The 20,085-nt window shown below is 45.4% G+C and carries 7 protein-coding genes; 3 read left to right on the top strand and 4 right to left on the bottom strand.

The annotated features are described in order from the left end of the window. Positions 1 to 102: 102 nt before the first annotated feature. The 4 genes from CLU83_RS04135 to CLU83_RS04120 all read right to left on the bottom strand — a co-directional run bounded on the left by CLU83_RS04135 (position 103) and on the right by CLU83_RS04120 (position 17,761). Positions 103 to 12,627 carry a T9SS type A sorting domain-containing protein gene (locus CLU83_RS04135; protein WP_100430437.1) on the bottom strand — a complete coding sequence of 4,175 codons (12,525 nt, stop codon included), beginning with the start codon at positions 12,625 to 12,627 and terminating at the stop codon, positions 103 to 105. A 413-nt stretch (positions 12,628 to 13,040) separates the two neighbouring features. Then, on the bottom strand, positions 13,041 to 15,065 hold the full coding sequence (locus CLU83_RS04130) for a thioredoxin family protein (protein ID WP_100430436.1): 2,025 nt from the start codon (positions 15,063 to 15,065) through the stop codon (positions 13,041 to 13,043). Between the two features lie 9 nt (positions 15,066 to 15,074). After that, positions 15,075 to 16,385 carry a tRNA lysidine(34) synthetase TilS gene (gene tilS / locus CLU83_RS04125; RefSeq protein WP_100430435.1) on the bottom strand — a complete coding sequence of 437 codons (1,311 nt, stop codon included), beginning with the start codon at positions 16,383 to 16,385 and terminating at the stop codon, positions 15,075 to 15,077. A 77-nt stretch (positions 16,386 to 16,462) separates the two neighbouring features. After that, positions 16,463 to 17,761, bottom strand: coding sequence for an anthranilate synthase component I family protein (locus CLU83_RS04120; protein ID WP_100430434.1), 1,299 nt, complete (start codon positions 17,759 to 17,761; stop codon positions 16,463 to 16,465). A gap of 205 nt (positions 17,762 to 17,966) precedes the next feature. Between CLU83_RS04120 and CLU83_RS04115 the strand changes: the two genes are divergently transcribed. From CLU83_RS04115 to CLU83_RS04105, 3 genes are all read left to right on the top strand, one after another. Further along, entirely contained in the window at positions 17,967 to 18,854 is an 888-nt protein-coding gene (locus tag CLU83_RS04115) for a DUF4349 domain-containing protein (RefSeq protein ID WP_100430433.1), read from the top strand. Positions 18,855 to 19,193: 339 nt separating this feature from the next. Continuing rightward, on the top strand, positions 19,194 to 19,589 hold the full coding sequence (locus tag CLU83_RS04110; RefSeq protein ID WP_100430432.1) for a DoxX family protein: 396 nt from the start codon (positions 19,194 to 19,196) through the stop codon (positions 19,587 to 19,589). 50 nt (positions 19,590 to 19,639) lie between these two features. Next, complete coding sequence (locus CLU83_RS04105; RefSeq protein ID WP_100430431.1) at positions 19,640 to 20,017, top strand: DoxX family membrane protein; 378 nt, start codon at positions 19,640 to 19,642, stop codon at positions 20,015 to 20,017. The last annotated feature ends 68 nt before the right edge of the window (positions 20,018 to 20,085 follow it).

Here is a 20,085-nt window from a genome sequence, read left to right as displayed (position 1 = left end):
ACTTGCCATTTCAAACTATACAAAATCACTCTAATTTTTATAAAAAACGAAGCCTTCCAAAAACAATCTGGAAGGCTTTAATTTAAAAACTCTTTTAATAATTTATTTTTTTATCAGATTCAAAGTTTTTGCATTTTCTCCCTGTCTTATCAATACAATATATTCTCCTGAAGAAAATTCTTCTCCAAAAACAATTGGTTGATTATCATTTTTTTCGATACGTTTTACTCTGCGTGCAAACATATCATATACTAATACCTCCACTTTTTCATTATTACCCCCTTCCGTCACTAAAGTAAACTGACTGTCGCTTGGATTAGGGAAAACTTTTACGGCAAATTCAGCAGGTTCTATATCTGTAGCTGTTGCTTCAATAAGCATTTTTTCAGAATGAATGTTTTTTGCATTAGACCCTTGAGGCTTACAGTCATTCGTGCATTTACCCAAAAAGTCTCCGTGATTAAGATGTTCCTGCACTGCCGACTGATCAACGCAAATAGCCGTACATGGATTCTTAGCACTTCCCGTTTGATGACATATCGCCACTTTTACAACACCACTATTCCCAGCAAAACAACGTGCATCTTCAGCATCAACCCCAACTGACTGATTGTATGGTATGGTATAAGAGCATCCATTAGCATCAACTACCGTAGCAATAAATCGGGCATCAGCAAGCAAAGTAACATTTACAGAATAACTTCCATTTAAAGGAATATTATTAAAACTTGTACTGGCTGGATTACTTGAAATAGATTTTGGTTGTACCATACACGAATTAATGGTTTGATATGTTGTCCCTACGCTTGTCCAAGTTTCATCACCAGTAGTGTTAATATAATCACAGATGAGCTTACCTCCCACACGTTCAATTGGACGGGATGGTGAAGCAGGCAAAGGATCTACCATCATTATTTCTACTCGGTAAGGTGCTTTTCCTCCTATTGGTTTTACTGTAATAGTTGCTGCCTGATCACCAGAATAGCCAAAGTAAAGATTAGGATTATTGGTTGTAATAGTCGCAGACAAAGCTAATGGCTGCGTAACAGTATAAGAAGCAGTTTTTGTACAATTATTAGCGTCCGTTACTGTTACATTATAAGCACCCGCAACCAAACCAGTTATCGTTTGTGTTAAAGCACCATTACTCCACAAATAGGAATATGGACTCTTACCAAGGGTTGGTATAACTGTTGCAGTACCTGTATTACCAGCATTACAAACATTGTTAGTACCTGTAGCGCTTGCTGTCATTATAGACGTAATGCTAATATTGGCAGTTGCTGAAGAACCATTATAATTGGAATTGCCCCCGAATGCTGCCATTGCAGTATAAGTCCCAGGAGCAGAAGGTGCAGATCCAGAATTATAAGTTCCTGCACAATTTGTTCCAACATAACTAAAAGTAAACGGAGTGGTAATATTAATACCTCCAATACCAATAGCATGAGCAGTCACTGCATGAGCATTATCATCAAAATTAAACATACCTCCTGTCGCACTTACGCTAGTATTGGCTTTGCTTATGGTATTGTTTACAGTTCCATTAGCATTATTGTAGTTTCCAGTGACATCGGTAAATACCCAAGCATCACTAGTATATGTTCCTGCATTGGTATGAATGGTTTCACCTAAATTCAATCCTGCTAAAGCTGCTCCTTGAACTCCTTTGGCAGTTCCTGTTGCTGTATGTGCCACAGTATCATAGGTAACACTGTATGGTGTAACTACAATTGTTGGATTTGCCTTGCCGATTTCAAAAGTCTTGCTGTCGCTGCTGCCCTCATGGTTCGCATCGCCCGAAAAAGTATAGCTCGCCGAAGCTGTTCCCGCATTGGTGTTGCTGTTATAGGAAGCCGTTGGTGACATATTCAGGCCTCCCGCGCCCGTTACGCTAACTGTCGCCGGCTCGATTGCCGAACCTGTAAAGGTGAACGGACCGCCGTTGATGGTAACCGCGGTGGTGCTTGAGGCTTTGCCGATGGTAAAGTCTTTGCTGTCGCTGCTGCCGTCATGGTTCGCATCGCCCGCATAAGCATAGCTCGCCGAAGCTGTTCCCGCATTGATATTATTTCCGTAAGAGGCCGTTGGTGACATATTCAAACTTCCTGCGCCCGTTACGCTCACTGTCGCAGGCTCGATTGCAGCGCCCGTATAGGTGAACGGACCGCCGTTGATCGTAACAACGGTGGTGCTGGAGGCTTTGCCGATGGTAAAGTCCTTGCTGTCGCTGCTGCCGTCATGGTTTGCGTCGCCCGCAAAAGTATAGCCCGCCGAAGCTGTTCCCGCATTGGTGTTGCTGTTGTAGGATGCTGTTGGTGACATATTCAGTCCTCCCGCGCCCGTTACGCTCACGGTTGCCGGCTCGATTGCCGCGCCTGTATAGGTGAACGGACCGCCGTTGATGGTAACCACGGTGGTGCTCGATGCTTTGCCGATGGTAAAGTCCTTGCTGTCGCTGCTGCCGTCATGGTTCGCATCGCCCGCAAAAGTGTAGCCCGCCGAAGCTGTTCCCGCATTGGTGTTGTTTCCGTAAGAAGCCGTTGGCGCTAAATTCAGTCCTCCCGCGCCCGTTACGCTCACGGTTGCCGGCTCGATTGCCGCGCCTGTATAGGTGAACGGACCGCCGTTGATGGTAACCACGGTGGTGCTCGATGCTTTGCCGATGGTAAAGTCCTTGCTGTCGCTGCTGCCGTCATGGTTCGCATCGCCCGCAAAAGTGTAGCCCGCCGAAGCTGTTCCCGCATTGGTGTTGTTTCCGTAAGAAGCCGTTGGCGCTAAATTCAGTCCTCCCGCGCCCGTTACGCTCACTGTCGCAGGCTCGATTGCCGCGCCTGTATAGGTGAACGGACCGCCGTTGATGGTAACCACGGTGGTGCTCGATGCTTTGCCGATGGTAAAGTCCTTGCTGTCGCTGCTGCCGTCATGGTTCGCGTCGCCCGCAAAAGTATAGCCCGCCGAAGCTGTTCCCGCATCGGTGTTGTTTCCGTAGGATGCTGTTGGCGCTAAATTCAGTCCTCCCGCGCCCGTTACGCTCACGGTCGCCGGCTCGATTGCAGCCCCTGTATAGGTGAACGGACCGCCGTTGATGGTAACCGCGGTGGTGCTGGAGGCTTTGCCGATTTCAAAAGTCTTGCTGTCGCTGCTGCCGTCATGGTTCGCATCGCCCGCATAAGCATAGCTCGCCGAAGCTGTTCCCGCATTGATATTATTTCCGTAAGAGGCTGTTGGTGACATATTCAAACTTCCTGCGCCCGTTACGCTCACTGTCGCAGGCTCGATTGCAGCGCCCGTATAGGTGAACGGACCGCCGTTGATAGTAACCACGGTTGTGCTGGAGGCTTTGCCGATGGTAAAGTCTTTGCTGTCGCTGCTGCCGTCATGGTTCGCATCGCCTGTATAAGCATAGCTCGCCGAAGCTGTTCCCGCATTGGTGTTGTTTCCGTAAGAGGCTGTTGGCGCTAAATTCAGGCCTCCTGCGCCCGTTACGCTCACAGTCGCAGGCTCGATTGCGGCGCCTGTATAGGTGAACGGACCGCCGTTGATGGTAACCACGGTGGTGCTGGAGGCTTTGCCGATTTCAAAAGTCTTGCTGTCGCTGCTGCCGTCATGGTTCGCATCGCCCGCATAAGCATAGCCCGCCGAAGCTGTTCCCGCATTGATATTATTTCCGTAAGAGGCCGTTGGTGACATATTCAAACTTCCTGCGCCCGTTACGCTCACTGTCGCAGGCTCGATTGCAGCGCCCGTATAGGTGAACGGACCGCCGTTGATCGTAACAACGGTGGTGCTGGAGGCTTTGCCGATGGTAAAGTCCTTGCTGTCGCTGCTGCCGTCATGGTTCGCGTCGCCCGCAAAAGTGTAGCCCGCCGAAGCTGTTCCCGCATTGGTGTTGCTGTTGTAGGATGCTGTTGGTGACATATTCAGTCCTCCCGCGCCCGTTACGCTCACTGTCGCAGGCTCGATTGCCGCGCCTGTATAGGTGAACGGACCGCCGCTGATGGTAACCACGGTGGTGCTGGAGGCTTTGCCGATGGTAAAGTCCTTGCTGTCGCTGCTGCCGTCATGGTTCGCATCGCCCGCATAAGCATAGCTCGCCGAAGCTGTTCCCGCATTGATATTATTTCCGTAAGAGGCCGTTGGTGACATATTCAAACTTCCTGCGCCCGTTACGCTCACTGTCGCAGGCTCGATTGCAGCGCCCGTATAGGTGAACGGACCGCCGTTGATCGTAACAACAGTGGTGCTGGAGGCTTTGCCGATGGTAAAGTCCTTGCTGTCGCTGCTGCCGTCATGGTTCGCATCGCCCGCAAAAGTGTAGCTGGCGGAAGCTGTTCCCGCATTGGTGTTGCTGTTGTAGGATGCTGTTGGTGACATATTCAGTCCTCCCGCGCCCGTTACGCTCACGGTTGCCGGCTCGATTGCCGCGCCTGTATAGGTGAACGGACCGCCGTTGATGGTAACCACGGTGGTGCTCGATGCTTTGCCGATGGTAAAGTCCTTGCTGTCGCTGCTGCCGTCATGGTTTGCGTCGCCCGCAAAAGTGTAGCCCGCCGAAGCTGTTCCCGCATTGGTGTTGTTTCCGTAAGAAGCCGTTGGCGCTAAATTCAGTCCTCCCGCGCCCGTTACGCTCACGGTTGCCGGCTCGATTGCCGCGCCTGTATAGGTGAACGGACCGCCGTTGATGGTAACCACGGTGGTGCTCGATGCTTTGCCGATGGTAAAGTCCTTGCTGTCGCTGCTGCCGTCATGGTTCGCATCGCCCGCAAAAGTGTAGCCCGCCGAAGCTGTTCCCGCATTGGTGTTGTTTCCGTAAGAAGCCGTTGGCGCTAAATTCAGTCCTCCCGCGCCCGTTACGCTCACTGTCGCAGGCTCGATTGCCGCGCCTGTATAGGTGAACGGACCGCCGTTGATGGTAACCACGGTGGTGCTCGATGCTTTGCCGATGGTAAAGTCCTTGCTGTCGCTGCTGCCGTCATGGTTCGCGTCGCCCGCAAAAGTGTAGCCCGCCGAAGCTGTTCCCGCATTGGTGTTGTTTCCGTAGGAGGCCGTTGGCGCTAAATTCAGTCCTCCCGCGCCCGTTACGCTCACGGTTGCCGGCTCGATTGCCGCGCCTGTATAGGTGAACGGACCGCCGTTGATGGTAACCACGGTGGTGCTCGATGCTTTGCCGATGGTAAAGTCCTTGCTGTCGCTGCTGCCGCCATGGTTCGCATCGCCCGCAAAAGCATAGCTGGCGGAAGCTGTTCCCGCATCGGTATTACTGCCGTAAGAAGCCGTTGGCGCTAAATTCAGTCCTCCCGCGCCCGTTACGCTCACTGTCGCAGGCTCGATTGCCGCGCCTGTATAGGTGAACGGACCGCCGTTGATGGTAACCACGGTGGTGCTCGATGCTTTGCCGATGGTAAAGTCCTTGCTGTCGCTGCTGCCGTCATGGTTCGCGTCGCCCGCAAAAGTGTAGCCCGCCGAAGCTGTTCCCGCATCGGTATTACTGCCGTAAGAAGCCGTTGGCGCTAAATTCAGTCCTCCCGCGCCCGTTACGCTCACTGTCGCAGGCTCGATTGCAGCGCCCGTATAGGTGAACGGACCGCCGTTGATCGTAACAACAGTGGTGCTGGAGGCTTTGCCGATTTCAAAAGTCTTGCTGTCGCTGCTGCCGTCATGGTTCGCGTCGCCCGCAAAAGTGTAGCCCGCCGAAGCTGTTCCCGCATTGGTGTTGCTGTTGTAAGAAGCCGTTGGCGCTAAATTCAGTCCTCCCGCACCCGTTACGCTCACTGTCGCAGGCTCGATTGCCGCGCCTGTATAGGTGAACGGACCGCCGTTGATAGTCACAACAGTGGTGCTGGAGGCTTTGCCGATGGTAAAGTCCTTGCTGTCGCTGCTGCCGTCATGGTTTGCGTCGCCCGCAAAAGTATAGCCCGCCGAAGCTGTTCCCGCATCGGTGTTGTTTCCGTAGGATGCTGTTGGCGCTAAATTCAGTCCTCCCGCGCCCGTTACGCTCACGGTCGCCGGCTCGATTGCAGCCCCTGTATAGGTGAACGGACCGCCGTTGATGGTAACCGCGGTGGTGCTGGAGGCTTTGCCGATTTCAAAAGTCTTGCTGTCGCTGCTGCCGTCATGGTTCGCATCGCCCGCATAAGCATAGCTCGCCGAAGCTGTTCCCGCATTGATATTATTTCCGTAAGAGGCTGTTGGTGACATATTCAAACTTCCTGCGCCCGTTACGCTCACTGTCGCAGGCTCGATTGCAGCGCCCGTATAGGTGAACGGACCGCCGTTGATAGTAACCACGGTTGTGCTGGAGGCTTTGCCGATGGTAAAGTCTTTGCTGTCGCTGCTGCCGTCATGGTTCGCATCGCCTGTATAAGCATAGCTCGCCGAAGCTGTTCCCGCATTGGTGTTGTTTCCGTAAGAGGCTGTTGGCGCTAAATTCAGGCCTCCTGCGCCCGTTACGCTCACAGTCGCAGGCTCGATTGCGGCGCCTGTATAGGTGAACGGACCGCCGTTGATGGTAACCACGGTGGTGCTGGAGGCTTTGCCGATTTCAAAAGTCTTGCTGTCGCTGCTGCCGTCATGGTTCGCATCGCCCGCATAAGCATAGCCCGCCGAAGCTGTTCCCGCATTGATATTATTTCCGTAAGAGGCCGTTGGTGACATATTCAAACTTCCTGCGCCCGTTACGCTCACTGTCGCAGGCTCGATTGCAGCGCCCGTATAGGTGAACGGACCGCCGTTGATCGTAACAACGGTGGTGCTGGAGGCTTTGCCGATGGTAAAGTCCTTGCTGTCGCTGCTGCCGTCATGGTTTGCGTCGCCCGCAAAAGTATAGCCCGCCGAAGCTGTTCCCGCATTGGTGTTGCTGTTGTAGGATGCTGTTGGTGACATATTCAGTCCTCCCGCGCCCGTTACGCTCACGGTTGCCGGCTCGATTGCCGCGCCTGTATAGGTGAACGGACCGCCGTTGATGGTAACCACGGTGGTGCTCGATGCTTTGCCGATGGTAAAGTCCTTGCTGTCGCTGCTGCCGTCATGGTTCGCATCGCCCGCAAAAGTGTAGCCCGCCGAAGCTGTTCCCGCATTGGTGTTGTTTCCGTAAGAAGCCGTTGGCGCTAAATTCAGTCCTCCCGCGCCCGTTACGCTCACGGTTGCCGGCTCGATTGCCGCGCCTGTATAGGTGAACGGACCGCCGTTGATGGTAACCACGGTGGTGCTCGATGCTTTGCCGATGGTAAAGTCCTTGCTGTCGCTGCTGCCGTCATGGTTCGCATCGCCCGCAAAAGTGTAGCCCGCCGAAGCTGTTCCCGCATTGGTGTTGTTTCCGTAAGAAGCCGTTGGCGCTAAATTCAGTCCTCCCGCGCCCGTTACGCTCACTGTCGCAGGCTCGATTGCCGCGCCTGTATAGGTGAACGGACCGCCGTTGATGGTAACCACGGTGGTGCTCGATGCTTTGCCGATGGTAAAGTCCTTGCTGTCGCTGCTGCCGTCATGGTTCGCGTCGCCCGCAAAAGTGTAGCCCGCCGAAGCTGTTCCCGCATTGGTGTTGTTTCCGTAGGAGGCCGTTGGCGCTAAATTCAGTCCTCCCGCGCCCGTTACGCTCACGGTTGCCGGCTCGATTGCCGCGCCTGTATAGGTGAACGGACCGCCGTTGATGGTAACCACGGTGGTGCTCGATGCTTTGCCGATGGTAAAGTCCTTGCTGTCGCTGCTGCCGCCATGGTTCGCATCGCCCGCAAAAGCATAGCTGGCGGAAGCTGTTCCCGCATCGGTATTACTGCCGTAAGAAGCCGTTGGCGCTAAATTCAGTCCTCCCGCGCCCGTTACGCTCACTGTCGCAGGCTCGATTGCCGCGCCTGTATAGGTGAACGGACCGCCGTTGATGGTAACCACGGTGGTGCTCGATGCTTTGCCGATGGTAAAGTCCTTGCTGTCGCTGCTGCCGTCATGGTTCGCGTCGCCCGCAAAAGTGTAGCCCGCCGAAGCTGTTCCCGCATTGGTGTTGCTGTTGTAGGATGCTGTTGGTGACATATTCAGTCCTCCCGCGCCCGTTACGCTCACTGTCGCAGGCTCGATTGCCGCGCCTGTATAGGTGAACGGACCGCCGCTGATGGTAACCACGGTGGTGCTGGAGGCTTTGCCGATGGTAAAGTCCTTGCTGTCGCTGCTGCCGTCATGGTTCGCATCGCCCGCATAAGCATAGCTCGCCGAAGCTGTTCCCGCATTGATATTATTTCCGTAAGAGGCCGTTGGTGACATATTCAAACTTCCTGCGCCCGTTACGCTCACTGTCGCAGGCTCGATTGCAGCGCCCGTATAGGTGAACGGATCGCCGTTGATCGTAACAACAGTGGTGCTGGAGGCTTTGCCGATGGTAAAGTCCTTGCTGTCGCTGCTGCCGTCATGGTTCGCATCGCCCGCAAAAGTGTAGCTGGCGGAAGCTGTTCCCGCATTGGTGTTGTTTCCGTAGGATGCCGCTGGAGACATATTCAGTCCTCCCGCGCCCGTTACGCTCACTGTCGCCGGCTCGATTGCAGAGCCTGTATAGGCGAACGGACCGCCGTTGATAGTAACCACGGTGGTACTCGATGCTTTGCCGATTTCAAAAGTCTTGCTGTCGCTGCTGGCTTCATGGTTTGCGTCGCCCGCAAAAGTATAGCCCGCCGAAACTGTTCCCGCATTGGTGTTGTTTCCATAAGAGGCTATTGGTGTCAAGTTCAGCCCTCCAGCGCCCGTTACGCTCACTGTCGCTGGCTCGATTGCCGCGCCTGTATAGGTGAACGGACCGCCGTTGATAGTAACCACGGTTGTGCTGGAGGCTTTGCCGATGGTAAAGTCTTTGCTGTCGCTGCTGCCGTCATGGTTCGCATCGCCCGCAAAAGTATAGCTCGCCGAAGCTGTTCCCGCATTGGTGTTGTTTCCGTAGGATGCCGTTGGTGACATATTCAAACTTCCTGCGCCCGTTACGCTCACTGTCGCAGGCTCGATTGCCGCGCCTGTATAGGTGAACGGACCGCCGTTGATAGTCACAACAGTGGTGCTGGAGGCTTTGCCGATGGTAAAGTCCTTGCTGTCGCTGCTGCCGTCATGGTTTGCGTCGCCCGCAAAAGTATAGCCCGCCGAAGCTGTTCCCGCATCGGTGTTGTTTCCGTAGGATGCTGTTGGCGCTAAATTCAGTCCTCCCGCGCCCGTTACGCTCACGGTCGCCGGCTCGATTGCAGCCCCTGTATAGGTGAACGGACCGCCGTTGATGGTAACCACGGTGGTGCTGGAGGCTTTGCCGATGGTAAAGTTCTTGCTGTCGCTGCTGCCGTCATGGTTCGCATCGCCCGCAAAAGCATAGCTGGCGGAAGCTGTTCCCGCATTGGTGTTGTTTCCGTAAGAAGCCGTTGGCGCTAAATTCAGTCCTCCCGCGCCCGTTACGCTCACGGTTGCCGGCTCGATTGCCGCGCCTGTATAGGTGAACGGACCGCCGTTGATGGTAACCACGGTGGTGCTCGATGCTTTGCCGATGGTAAAGTTCTTGCTGTCGCTGCTGCCGTCATGGTTCGCATCGCCCGCAAAAGTGTAGCCCGCCGAAGCTGTTCCCGCATTGGTGTTGCTGTTGTAGGATGCTGTTGGTGACATATTCAGTCCTCCCGCGCCCGTTACGCTCACTGTCGCAGGCTCGATTGCCGCGCCTGTATAGGTGAACGGACCGCCGCTGATCGTAACAACAGTGGTGCTGGAGGCTTTGCCGATGGTAAAGTCCTTGCTGTCGCTGCTGCCGTCATGGTTCGCATCGCCCGCAAAAGTGTAGCCCGCCGAAGCTGTTCCCGCATTGGTGTTGTTTCCGTAGGAGGCCGTTGGTGACATATTCAAACTTCCCGCGCCCGTTACGCTCACGGTTGCCGGCTCGATTGCCGCACCTGTATAGGTGAACGGACCGCCGTTGATGGTAACCACGGTGGTGCTGGAGGCTTTGCCGATGGTAAAGTCCTTGCTGTCGCTGCTGCCGTCATGGTTTGCGTCGCCCGCAAAAGTATAGCTGGCGGAAGCTGTTCCCGCATCGGTATTACTGCCGTAAGAAGCCGTTGGCGCTAAATTCAGTCCTCCCGCGCCCGTTACGCTCACTGTCGCAGGCTCGATTGCAGCGCCCGTATAGGTGAACGGACCGCCGTTGATCGTAACAACAGTGGTGCTGGAGGCTTTGCCGATTTCAAAAGTCTTGCTGTCGCTGCTGCCGTCATGGTTCGCGTCGCCCGCAAAAGTGTAGCCCGCCGAAGCTGTTCCCGCATTGGTGTTGCTGTTGTAAGAAGCCGTTGGCGCTAAATTCAGTCCTCCCGCACCCGTTACGCTCACTGTCGCAGGCTCGATTGCCGCGCCTGTATAGGTGAACGGACCGCCGTTGATGGTAACCACGGTGGTGCTGGAGGCTTTGCCGATGGTAAAGTCCTTGCTATCGCTGCTGCCGTCATGGTTTGCGTCGCCCGCAAAAGTATAGCCCGCCGAAGCTGTTCCCGCATCGGTGTTGCTGTTGTAAGAAGCCGTTGGCGCTAAATTCAGTCCTCCCGCGCCCGTTACGCTCACTGTCGCAGGCTCGATTGCCGCGCCTGTATAGGTGAACGGACCGCCGTTGATCGTAACCACGGTGGTGCTGGAGGCTTTGCCGATGGTAAAGTCCTTGCTATCGCTGCTGCCGTCATGGTTTGCGTCGCCCGCAAAAGTATAGCCCGCCGAAGCTGTTCCCGCATCGGTGTTGCTGTTGTAAGAAGCCGTTGGCGCTAAATTCAGTCCTCCCGCGCCCGTTACGCTCACTGTCGCAGGCTCGATTGCCGCGCCTGTATAGGCGAACGGACCGCCGTTGATGGTAACCACGGTGGTGCTCGATGCTTTGCCGATGGTAAAGTCCTTGCTGTCGCTGCTGCCGTCATGGTTCGCATCGCCCGCAAAAGTGTAGCTCGCCGAAGCTGTTCCCGCATCGGTATTACTGCCGTAAGAAGCCGTTGGCGCTAAATTCAGTCCTCCCGCGCCCGTTACGCTCACTGTCGCAGGCTCGATTGCAGCGCCCGTATAGGTGAACGGACCGCCGTTGATGGTAACAACGGTGGTGCTGGAGGCTTTGCCGATGGTAAAGCCAAAAGGATCTGAATCTTTACCATTATAATTGCTATCGGCAGCAACAGTAGCAATTACTTGGTAGGTTCCTGCATTGACTGGCCGTGTAGCACTTTGACTATAAACAGTTGGCAACACACCTGAATACTTATAACTAACAGCACCGGTTGAACCAGTTACTGTTGATGTTCCTGGTCCTTGAGGCAAGCCATTATAAGTAAATAAATTTGCTCCCGTGGCTGTAATTGTTGAGTTTGCCTTACCAACAGTAACAGTTCCATTTACAGGCGTAAAACTATAATTAGCAGCTATCAAACCCGATACGCCAGGAACAATATTTATTCCTGGCGTAGCTGCTGGAGTAGTTGCTGTATAATTAGTTGTGTAAGCAGCAGTACCACCAATCACTGCCGAAGTATCTGGAGCTACAAAACCCGCAGCAGTATAAGTGCCCGCCCCAGTTACTGTAGCTACAGATGTGCCATATACTACAGTTTGGTTTGCTGCTGTAATCGTAATTGATTTTTTATTTACTGTCAATAATCCAGAAGTACTATTAGCACTAGATATCGCTAAATAGCTTACATCCCCTGCAAAAGAACTCGTAATTGTATAAGTCCCTGAATTTAATTTTCCAAGTGAAGGAACATTGGTCAAATCTAAATTTAGAGTTGCAACCCCACTTGCATTAGTAGTGCCTGTACCAACTGAAGTCCCATTTATATAAAAAGTGATAGTCTTTCCTGATATAGGGGCAGATGTTTGATAATTTGAATAAAATGTAGAAGTCAATAAAACAGAGCTTCCATAAATACCAACAACATTACTTGCTGCGACTAAAGCACCATAATTAGCAGTAAACAACACCGCTTCAGATGGACTATTACCCCCAACAGCAAAAACATTTGAAGTTTGTTGAGTTATTGGAGAACCACTAGGTCCTACACGCAAACTATAATTTAAAATTGAATATTTTATGGATGGCGCTGGACTATAAGTTGGAGTGTAGCTATTAACAGTTATAGTTTTATTATTGTTATTGTTCCCCGCTGTTGCTGGTGGAATAAAACTGGTAGTATTAAACGTTCCATTACCACTTCCAGTGCCAGAAATTGTATAATTTACAACAACGCTTGTACTTGATGGCAGCCCAACAGCATCAAATTGATATCCAGCATCAGTAAACAAAACTTCAGCTGAAAGATTAGAACTTTGTCCAATAGCGGTTAAAACAAAAGATACTCCGAGATGCTTTATATTAATCAAAAACTGATTATAATAAATATTCCCATTTGAATCTGCTACCGTTAAACGATCATGATTACTGGTACATACCTGTGGTGTTTCAATAAAATGTAACGACACCGTTTCCCCCGGTTGCCATCCAGTGCCAGTAACTATAACGGCATCACCTGGCTGATAATCGGCTTTATCTGTCATGACAGTCGCCTGCCCAAAACATACATTTGCAAAAAACAAATTTGCAATTAAAAAAGCAAATGTAAAAATTGCGGATTTAGGTAGAAATATTTTCATATCTATCAAGTTTAAAATATTAAAATAAAGAATACACTATGCCTAACGGTAAAATGTAAATCAATAGAATGAGTTTCTATTTTCTGATTTACTTAAAAATTTAAATAAAGCTGTTTTTAGAAGGCAAATATTTTTTATAAGAAAAATACACATATAAACACTTGCCATTCAAATACTTAAGTGCAAATTTATAGAGTTAAGAATTCATTAATCTACTTTTTAATATATTTTCGATTAAATGAATAATAAAAACCGCCAACTACATCATTTAGTTCTTTCAAAATAAAAATTCCATTCTTTAAATTCCAAATTCAAATTAAAAGCTTAAAAAAATATTAAAAATTCAAAAAATTAACAAAAAAAACCTGTTCGTTTAAATGAACAGGTTTTAATAAAACAGTGAATTAATATATTTATTTCCTAAACTTCGAAATACCGGCTTTCAGCCAAGATTCATATTCTTCCACACTCACATAACTTATAGTTGGTTGTTTTTCATTTAAATTATTGCCTTGCAAATCAGTCAAAACATATAGAGGCTGTGTATTGGTATTGTATTTTGAGATCATAAAATCAGTCCATTTATCCCCTATCGTTTCAATTTCTGCGCCTGTAGTTTTAGAGGTAAACTGTTCGCTTTTTGACAGTGGTCTTTGATCATCTACATATAAAGAAATCAAAACAACTTCATTTTTAAGGATTGGAAGTATACTCTTATCCGACCAAACATTATTTTCCATTTTTCTGCAGTTCACACAGGCGTGACCTGTAAAATCAAGCATTATAGGTTTGTTCACTGTTTTGGCATACGCCAGGCCTTTATCATAATCATCGAAAACAACAATTTGGTGAGGTCCCAATTTTGCTCCTTCAGGCAAGGCAGTATTCCCAGCGTTAGAACCACCAACGCCGTAAGGGCTTTCACTATATTCCATTGGTGGAGGAAATGCACTTATCAATTTAAGAGGAGCTCCCCAAAGGCCAGGTATTAAATAAATCGTGAAAGACAAAACCAACAATCCTAAACACAGCCTGCCCACAGAAATATGAGATAACGGACTATCATGCGGCATTGTTATTTTTCCGAATAAATAAAAAGCCAAAACTCCAAAAATAGCAATCCAAATCACTAGAAACACTTCTCTTTCCAGCAAATGCAATTGCAATACTAAATCAGCATTGGATAAAAATTTGAAAGCCAAAGCCAACTCCAGAAACCCTAAAACAACTTTTACTGTATTCAGCCATCCGCCTGATTTAGGCAAAGAATTCAGCCATCCCGGAAACATAGCAAAAAGCATAAAAGGCAGGGCTAATGCTAATGAAAATCCAAACATCCCAACTATAGGCGCGATACCGCCTTTGGAAGCTGCATCGACTAAAAGCGTACCAACAATAGGCCCAGTACAAGAAAAGGAAACAATAGCCAAAGCTAATGCCATGAATAAAATCCCAATAATTCCGCCTCTGTCAGCTTGACTGTCAACTTTATTTGCCCACGAATTAGGCAGCATAATCTCAAAAGCACCCAAGAATGAAGTTGCAAAAACAACCAGTAAAATAAAGAATATAATATTGAAATAAACATTGGTAGATAAGGCATTCAATGCATCAGCACCAAAAATCCAAGTAACAACAAACCCTAATAGCACATAAATCAAAATAATTGAAACCCCATAAATAATAGCGTTTTTAATTCCCGCAGCTTTAGTTTTGCTTTGTTTGGTAAAAAAACTCACTGTCATTGGAATCATAGGAAACACGCAAGGCGTCAGCAAAGCTGCAAACCCCGAGAAAAAAGCAATAAAGAAAATAGACCATAATCCTCTTTGTGAAGCAGGATCTGATTTTGGTTGTTCTACTGTATTAGCTTTTACAGCTGGAACACTCTTTTCTACAGCCACTGGAACAATACTTGCAGTGTCAATTTGAGTAGCGTTCTGCGCTGTAACTGCAACCGGAACTATTTCAACAGCAGTATTTGTTGTCGTTCCTGGAATTTTAAAAGTAAATTTCTTTTCCAGATTGATACAAACCTCTTTACATATTTGATAATTCAATTCAGCTTGAATAGCAGTAACTTTAGGATTTACCAGCTTTATTTCTTGCTGAATTTGAGCTTTATCATGAAAAAATATTTCATTCACTCCAAAAACATCATTGAAAGCTGTAGTTGTTTTGCTTTCTTTGGCTTTGCCTACTAACTCAAAATTCCCTTTTTGATCTTTAAAAGTAATCTCCAAAGGCAACGGTCCTCCATCGGGAGTGAATTGAGAATAAATATGCCAATCCTTTTCTATTACTGCATTAAAAGTTAAAATATAATTTGTTTCCGATTTTTTTTCGATTGCTGTTGTCCATTTTGCGGGATCCAAGACCTGAGCATTTACTTTGGTAAAAGCTAAAAAAGCAAACAGTATAAAAAGTAGTTTCTTCATTATTTATATCTAAATTAATTCTATTTTAAGTATGTTTTTTGTTGTGTCAATTGTTCTGAATCGGTGATCTGCACGTATTCCAATTACCCAGACTATCTGATCTCCTGAACACAAAATCCACGTATTTTCCTTTTCAATCAATGATAATTTTTCATCTTTAAAAAGCTTGCTCACTTTCTTCGACTTCCCGTTCATGCCAAAAGGCATAAAAATATCACCTGTTTTCCATTTTCGCACCACTAAAGGATAAGCTAGCCGATCAGCGTCCACAAAGATAGTTTTATTTGATTCAATCGAAATGTCAGACACTTTACATAAGCTCAATTTTAAGGGAATATTAACTTCCGTCTGATTTTCGGCAATATGAAATTCAGCTGTACTTTTCTCCTCATTAATAGGACATACAATTAATGAATCTCTGTCTTTCAATAATCGGTATCCGGATGCAAACACCTGTTTTCCAGACTGACCATTTACCAAATCATAAATATCACCCCAAGCGGTAAACCCAAATTCTTTCAGCCATTGATACAAATAAGACTGATAATTTGATAATTTCAACAGCTTGCTTAGATCAAAATGAATCTGATCACCTTCCTCATGAGCTACCTGCTGATACACCATCGAAGCCGCGTCTTCAACCATGGATTGTGATTGCTGCAGATAATTTTCGGTTTTCAAAAATGAAGCCATAAAATTAGGATTCAATTCTTTCAAAATAGGAACCAGATGATGACGTATTTTGTTTCTCACATACTTGTCTGATACGTTACTGCTGTCTTCTCTCCATTGAATTTCATGTTCTTTGGCATAATCATCAATTTCACTGCGGGTCAAAAAAAGTAAAGGCCTTATTATTTTGTCATTCTCAACCGGAATGCCAGTCAATCCTTCCAATCCTGTTCCTCTTGTGAAATTGATTAAAAAAGTTTCCAGATTGTCATCAGCATGATGTGCCGTGAGTATGTAATCGAATTTTTCTTCTTCCAACAGCTCATAAAACCAATTGTACCGCAGCTCTCTAGCCGCAACTTGAGTAGATAATTTATAATCTTTGGCGAAAGCCTCAGTATCAAATTGTGTTACAAAAACAGGTATTTCATTAGCCTCGGCATAATCCTGAACAAATTTTTGATCGCCAAAACTTTCCATTCCGCGAAGCTGAAAATTACAATGAGCTATGGCGATATCAAATTTCAATTCTTGAAACAAATGCAATAAAACCATACTATCCAAGCCACCGCTTACTGCAAGCAGCAGTTTTTTTTGGCTCAAAAAAGGAATCTCATTTTCGATATGATTTTGAAGTATATTTTTCATCTCTGCTATTTGTTTCTCATAATTTTGCGGGATGCAATTTTATTTTAATTCAAAAATACTGATTATTGTTTAACCAATTATAACCTCTCTTCCTGCAAAACTTCAAGCATTGCTTTTGCTTTGAGCAAACATTCCTCATATTCTTTTTCTGGAATAGACAGCGAAGTTATCGCACTGCCAACAGAAAACGACACGTACTCACGCTCCTCATTATATAAAATACTGCGAATGACTACATTAAAATCGAAGTCTCCATTGGGCGAAAAATACCCAACAGCACCACTATACAATCCGCGTTTGGTTTCCTCTAGCTCTTCAATGATTTTCATTGCCGCATATTTGGGAGCTCCGGTCATACTTCCCATGGGAAATGTAGTTCTAAGTGCATCTACTGTTGCGTATTTTGGATCCATTTTGGAAGTAATTGTCGAAATCATTTGATGTACTTGCAGAAACGAATAAATTCCACAAAGCTCTTTAACTTCAACCGTAGCTTTTTGAGCTGTGTGTGACAAATCATTTCGAACTAAGTCGGTTATCATGATATTTTCGGCTCTTTCTTTAGGATCGTGTGCCAAATTATTTTTAGATATTTCATCTTCAATTGGATCAGCAAATCGTTTAGAAGTTCCTTTTATAGGTTGCGAAATAAGACTTTCTCCTTCTTTTTTAAGATATCTTTCTGGCGAAGCAGAAAGCAGAAACTGTTTATTGTTCTTAAAAAAAACAGTAAAAGGCGCTTGTGAAATTTCATTGAGTTTCAGGAATTTTTCCAAAGGATTGATTTTAGCATTTTCTGCAAAAAACTCCATGCAAAAATTAGCTTCATAAACATCTCCTTGGTGAATATGCTCTAATAATTTGGCAACCTTATAAATATAGCTGTCTTTTGAAATCCTTTGGTTAATTATTATTTTATCCTCGCTTTCGACTTTCGATTTTTGACTTTTTACTATCTCATTAAAATCTTCTTCAACTTCATCATCACACATATTTAGATATTGGATTTCGAGCTGATTCCCCTTTAGCAAAAACAACTTTTTAGGCTGAAAAAAGAACAAATCAGCAAAATCCAGACCATCAAAATTATTCGACTCTAAATGCTCTACATTATTTTTTAAATCATACGCCAAATAACCAAATAACCAATCTTTAGTCGTCTGTTGGTATTGTTTTAAATCTTCAAAAGCATTGTGATAATCTGTTTTTATCGATGTAAAAGCATCAGCTGCCAACACGCAGTCGAAGCTAGAATATTCATCTGAAAATGAATTGCTGTCTAGAAAAGTTATTTCACGAAATTGCTGTCCCCACTCCACAAGCTGCTGCTTGAAAGCTATTGGGTCTTCAATAAATTTGTAAATGGAAGTTCTCAAAAATCAATCTATTTATGGACTTCAAAATTACAATAAAAAATATGGGTTCTCAAGAAGAAGTTTCACAAAACTGCACCTTAGTTAAATAAATATTAAAAAAGTTTTTACTTGTTAAAACATTATATATTTGATACGGAATTCAAGCTTGAAAATTCAAAAACAATCAATCAAAAAAAATCTATTTTTCACCCTTAAAACAAATTCTATGAACAAAATTGTGAAACGCGGCTTAATCCTATTAGCCGTTATTTCTTTAATTATTAGCTGTAAAAAAAGTAGTGCCTACGAAGAAGAAACTGCTGATGCAAAAATAGCCGCAGATACCATTTCCTCCTCTGCAGCGGTCGAAAAAGAAGGCAGCGCAAGAAAATTCATTCGTACAGCCGACATAAAATTCAAAGTAAAAAACGTAACCAAATCTACCTACACTATTGAAAACATCACCAATAAATTTGATGGATTTGTTACTTATACCAATCTGCAAAGCACAATTATTGATGAATTTGAAACCAAAATAAGCCTAGACAGCACACTCCAAACAATTCGATACAATGTAGAAAATGACATTACCATTCGGGTTCCTAATAAACGGCTTGATACAGTCATAAAATCGATCGCAAAGCAAATTGATTTTCTCGATTACCGAATCATAAAGGCTGACGATGTTTCCCTAAAAATGCTTTCTAATCAGCTTTCACAAACAAGAAGCACCAGCAATGAAAAGAGAATAGAAAAGGCAATTGACACAAAAGGCAAAAAAATTAACGACATCATGGAAGCCGAAAATACTTTGGCTAACAAAAAAGAACAAAACGACAACGCTAAATTAGAAAATTTATCCATCGAAGATCAAGTCAATTTTAGCACGCTGACGATCAAGATATATCAAAACGAATCTGTAAAACAAGAGATTATTGCCAGCACAAAAGACTCTAATTATTACAAGCCAAATATCGGCATCCGCATACTCGATTCTCTAAAATCGGGCTGGTATGTTCTTCTTAATATCATAGTTTTATTATTTGAAATCTGGTGGTTGCTTTTAGTAGCCATTGGCGCATATTTCCTTTATAAGAAATATATCAAAAAGTAATAAAATACTCTTATAGCTTAAGATTTTTAACCTAAAAATCATTTAGTAAAACGGGTAAAATCTCAAATCTTTTTGGTTTAGATTTTACCCGTTTTCATTATAAATAATTTCAACCAGAAAAAAAGAAATAATTTCAATTTTAAAATATTATTCACAATAAAAATAATTTAAAAACAAATAATAAGAAAAAAATTAACTAAATTTGTGTACACTAGACAAAGGACTTAGTTTTCGGCCTCAGAAAACTATCAATGGTAAATGGATGAATAAGGTATTATAACAGCAACTCTGGCTGTCCTTGAGTTATCACTTAAACATTTAACCAAAAAATTAAAAAATATGAAAACTGCTACTTTTTTTATCCGCACTGTAATTGGCTTATTGCTAATTTTAGTATCTCTCGCCTATTTTTTTAATTTAATGCCCGAGCTTGAGAGCACAGAAAACTTCAAAGCATTCCATGTTGGGTTGATTTCTTCTGTTTATCTAATGCCATTAATTGAAATAACTATATTATTATGCGGGATTTCATACCTCCTTGGTCAATACGTTGTCTTAACCAATATCATTATTTTACCGGTTACCACAAATATATTATTCATCGATTTCTTTTTGAATCCAAATGGACTGCCTCTTGCTATATTTATTTTTTTAGGAAATTTATTTTTAATCTACGCCCATAGAAAAAGCTACAAAAACCTATTTACCCGAAAATCAGTTACGCATTTTGATTAAAAAAACTTAATCAATTAAAAAAACAGCATCAAAACAAAAATCTACTAAATATGAAAATTGCTACTATTATCATTCGTTCTCTAATTGGATTATTATTGCTTTTTGCTTCTATAAGCTTCTTTTTTCATTTATTTCCAGAACCAGTTTTAAAAGGAGATATGAAAATCTTCAACGATGGAATCAAAGCGTCTGGCTACTTGCTCCCGCTGATAAAAACTATCGAACTTCTATGCGGAATAGCTTATATAACAGGTAAGTTCAATAAGATTGCTAATATTATTTTGATGCCAATTACAGTTAATATTTTTTTTACTCATATCTGTCTGGCTCCCGAAGGCATTCCTTTAGCTGTCTTTTTATTAGTTGGTAATATATTCTTAATCTATACTAAATGGAGTAGTTATAAAGGATTATTTACAGCTAACTAAAACCCACAAAAAAAACCGATAGATTTCTCTATCGGTTTTTTTTATTTTATACATACACCGTAGAGATG

This window comes from Flavobacterium sp. 1 (assembly GCF_002797935.1).
Taxonomy (GTDB): domain Bacteria; phylum Bacteroidota; class Bacteroidia; order Flavobacteriales; family Flavobacteriaceae; genus Flavobacterium.
Note: the sequence above shows the minus strand (reverse complement) of the source record. Positions and strands in the feature narration are given on the sequence as shown.

Excerpts from the sequence above, each read along its gene's own strand:
- CLU83_RS04135 (WP_100430437.1), bottom strand. The coding sequence starts at position 12,627 with ATGAAAATATTTCTACCTAAATCCGCAATTTTTACATTTGCTTTTTTA.
- CLU83_RS04130 (WP_100430436.1), bottom strand. The coding sequence starts at position 15,065 with ATGAAGAAACTACTTTTTATACTGTTTGCTTTTTTAGCTTTTACCAAA.
- tilS (WP_100430435.1), bottom strand. The coding sequence starts at position 16,385 with ATGAAAAATATACTTCAAAATCATATCGAAAATGAGATTCCTTTTTTG.
- CLU83_RS04115 (WP_100430433.1), top strand. The coding sequence starts at position 17,967 with ATGAACAAAATTGTGAAACGCGGCTTAATCCTATTAGCCGTTATTTCT.
- CLU83_RS04110 (WP_100430432.1), top strand. The coding sequence starts at position 19,194 with ATGAAAACTGCTACTTTTTTTATCCGCACTGTAATTGGCTTATTGCTA.
- CLU83_RS04105 (WP_100430431.1), top strand. The coding sequence starts at position 19,640 with ATGAAAATTGCTACTATTATCATTCGTTCTCTAATTGGATTATTATTG.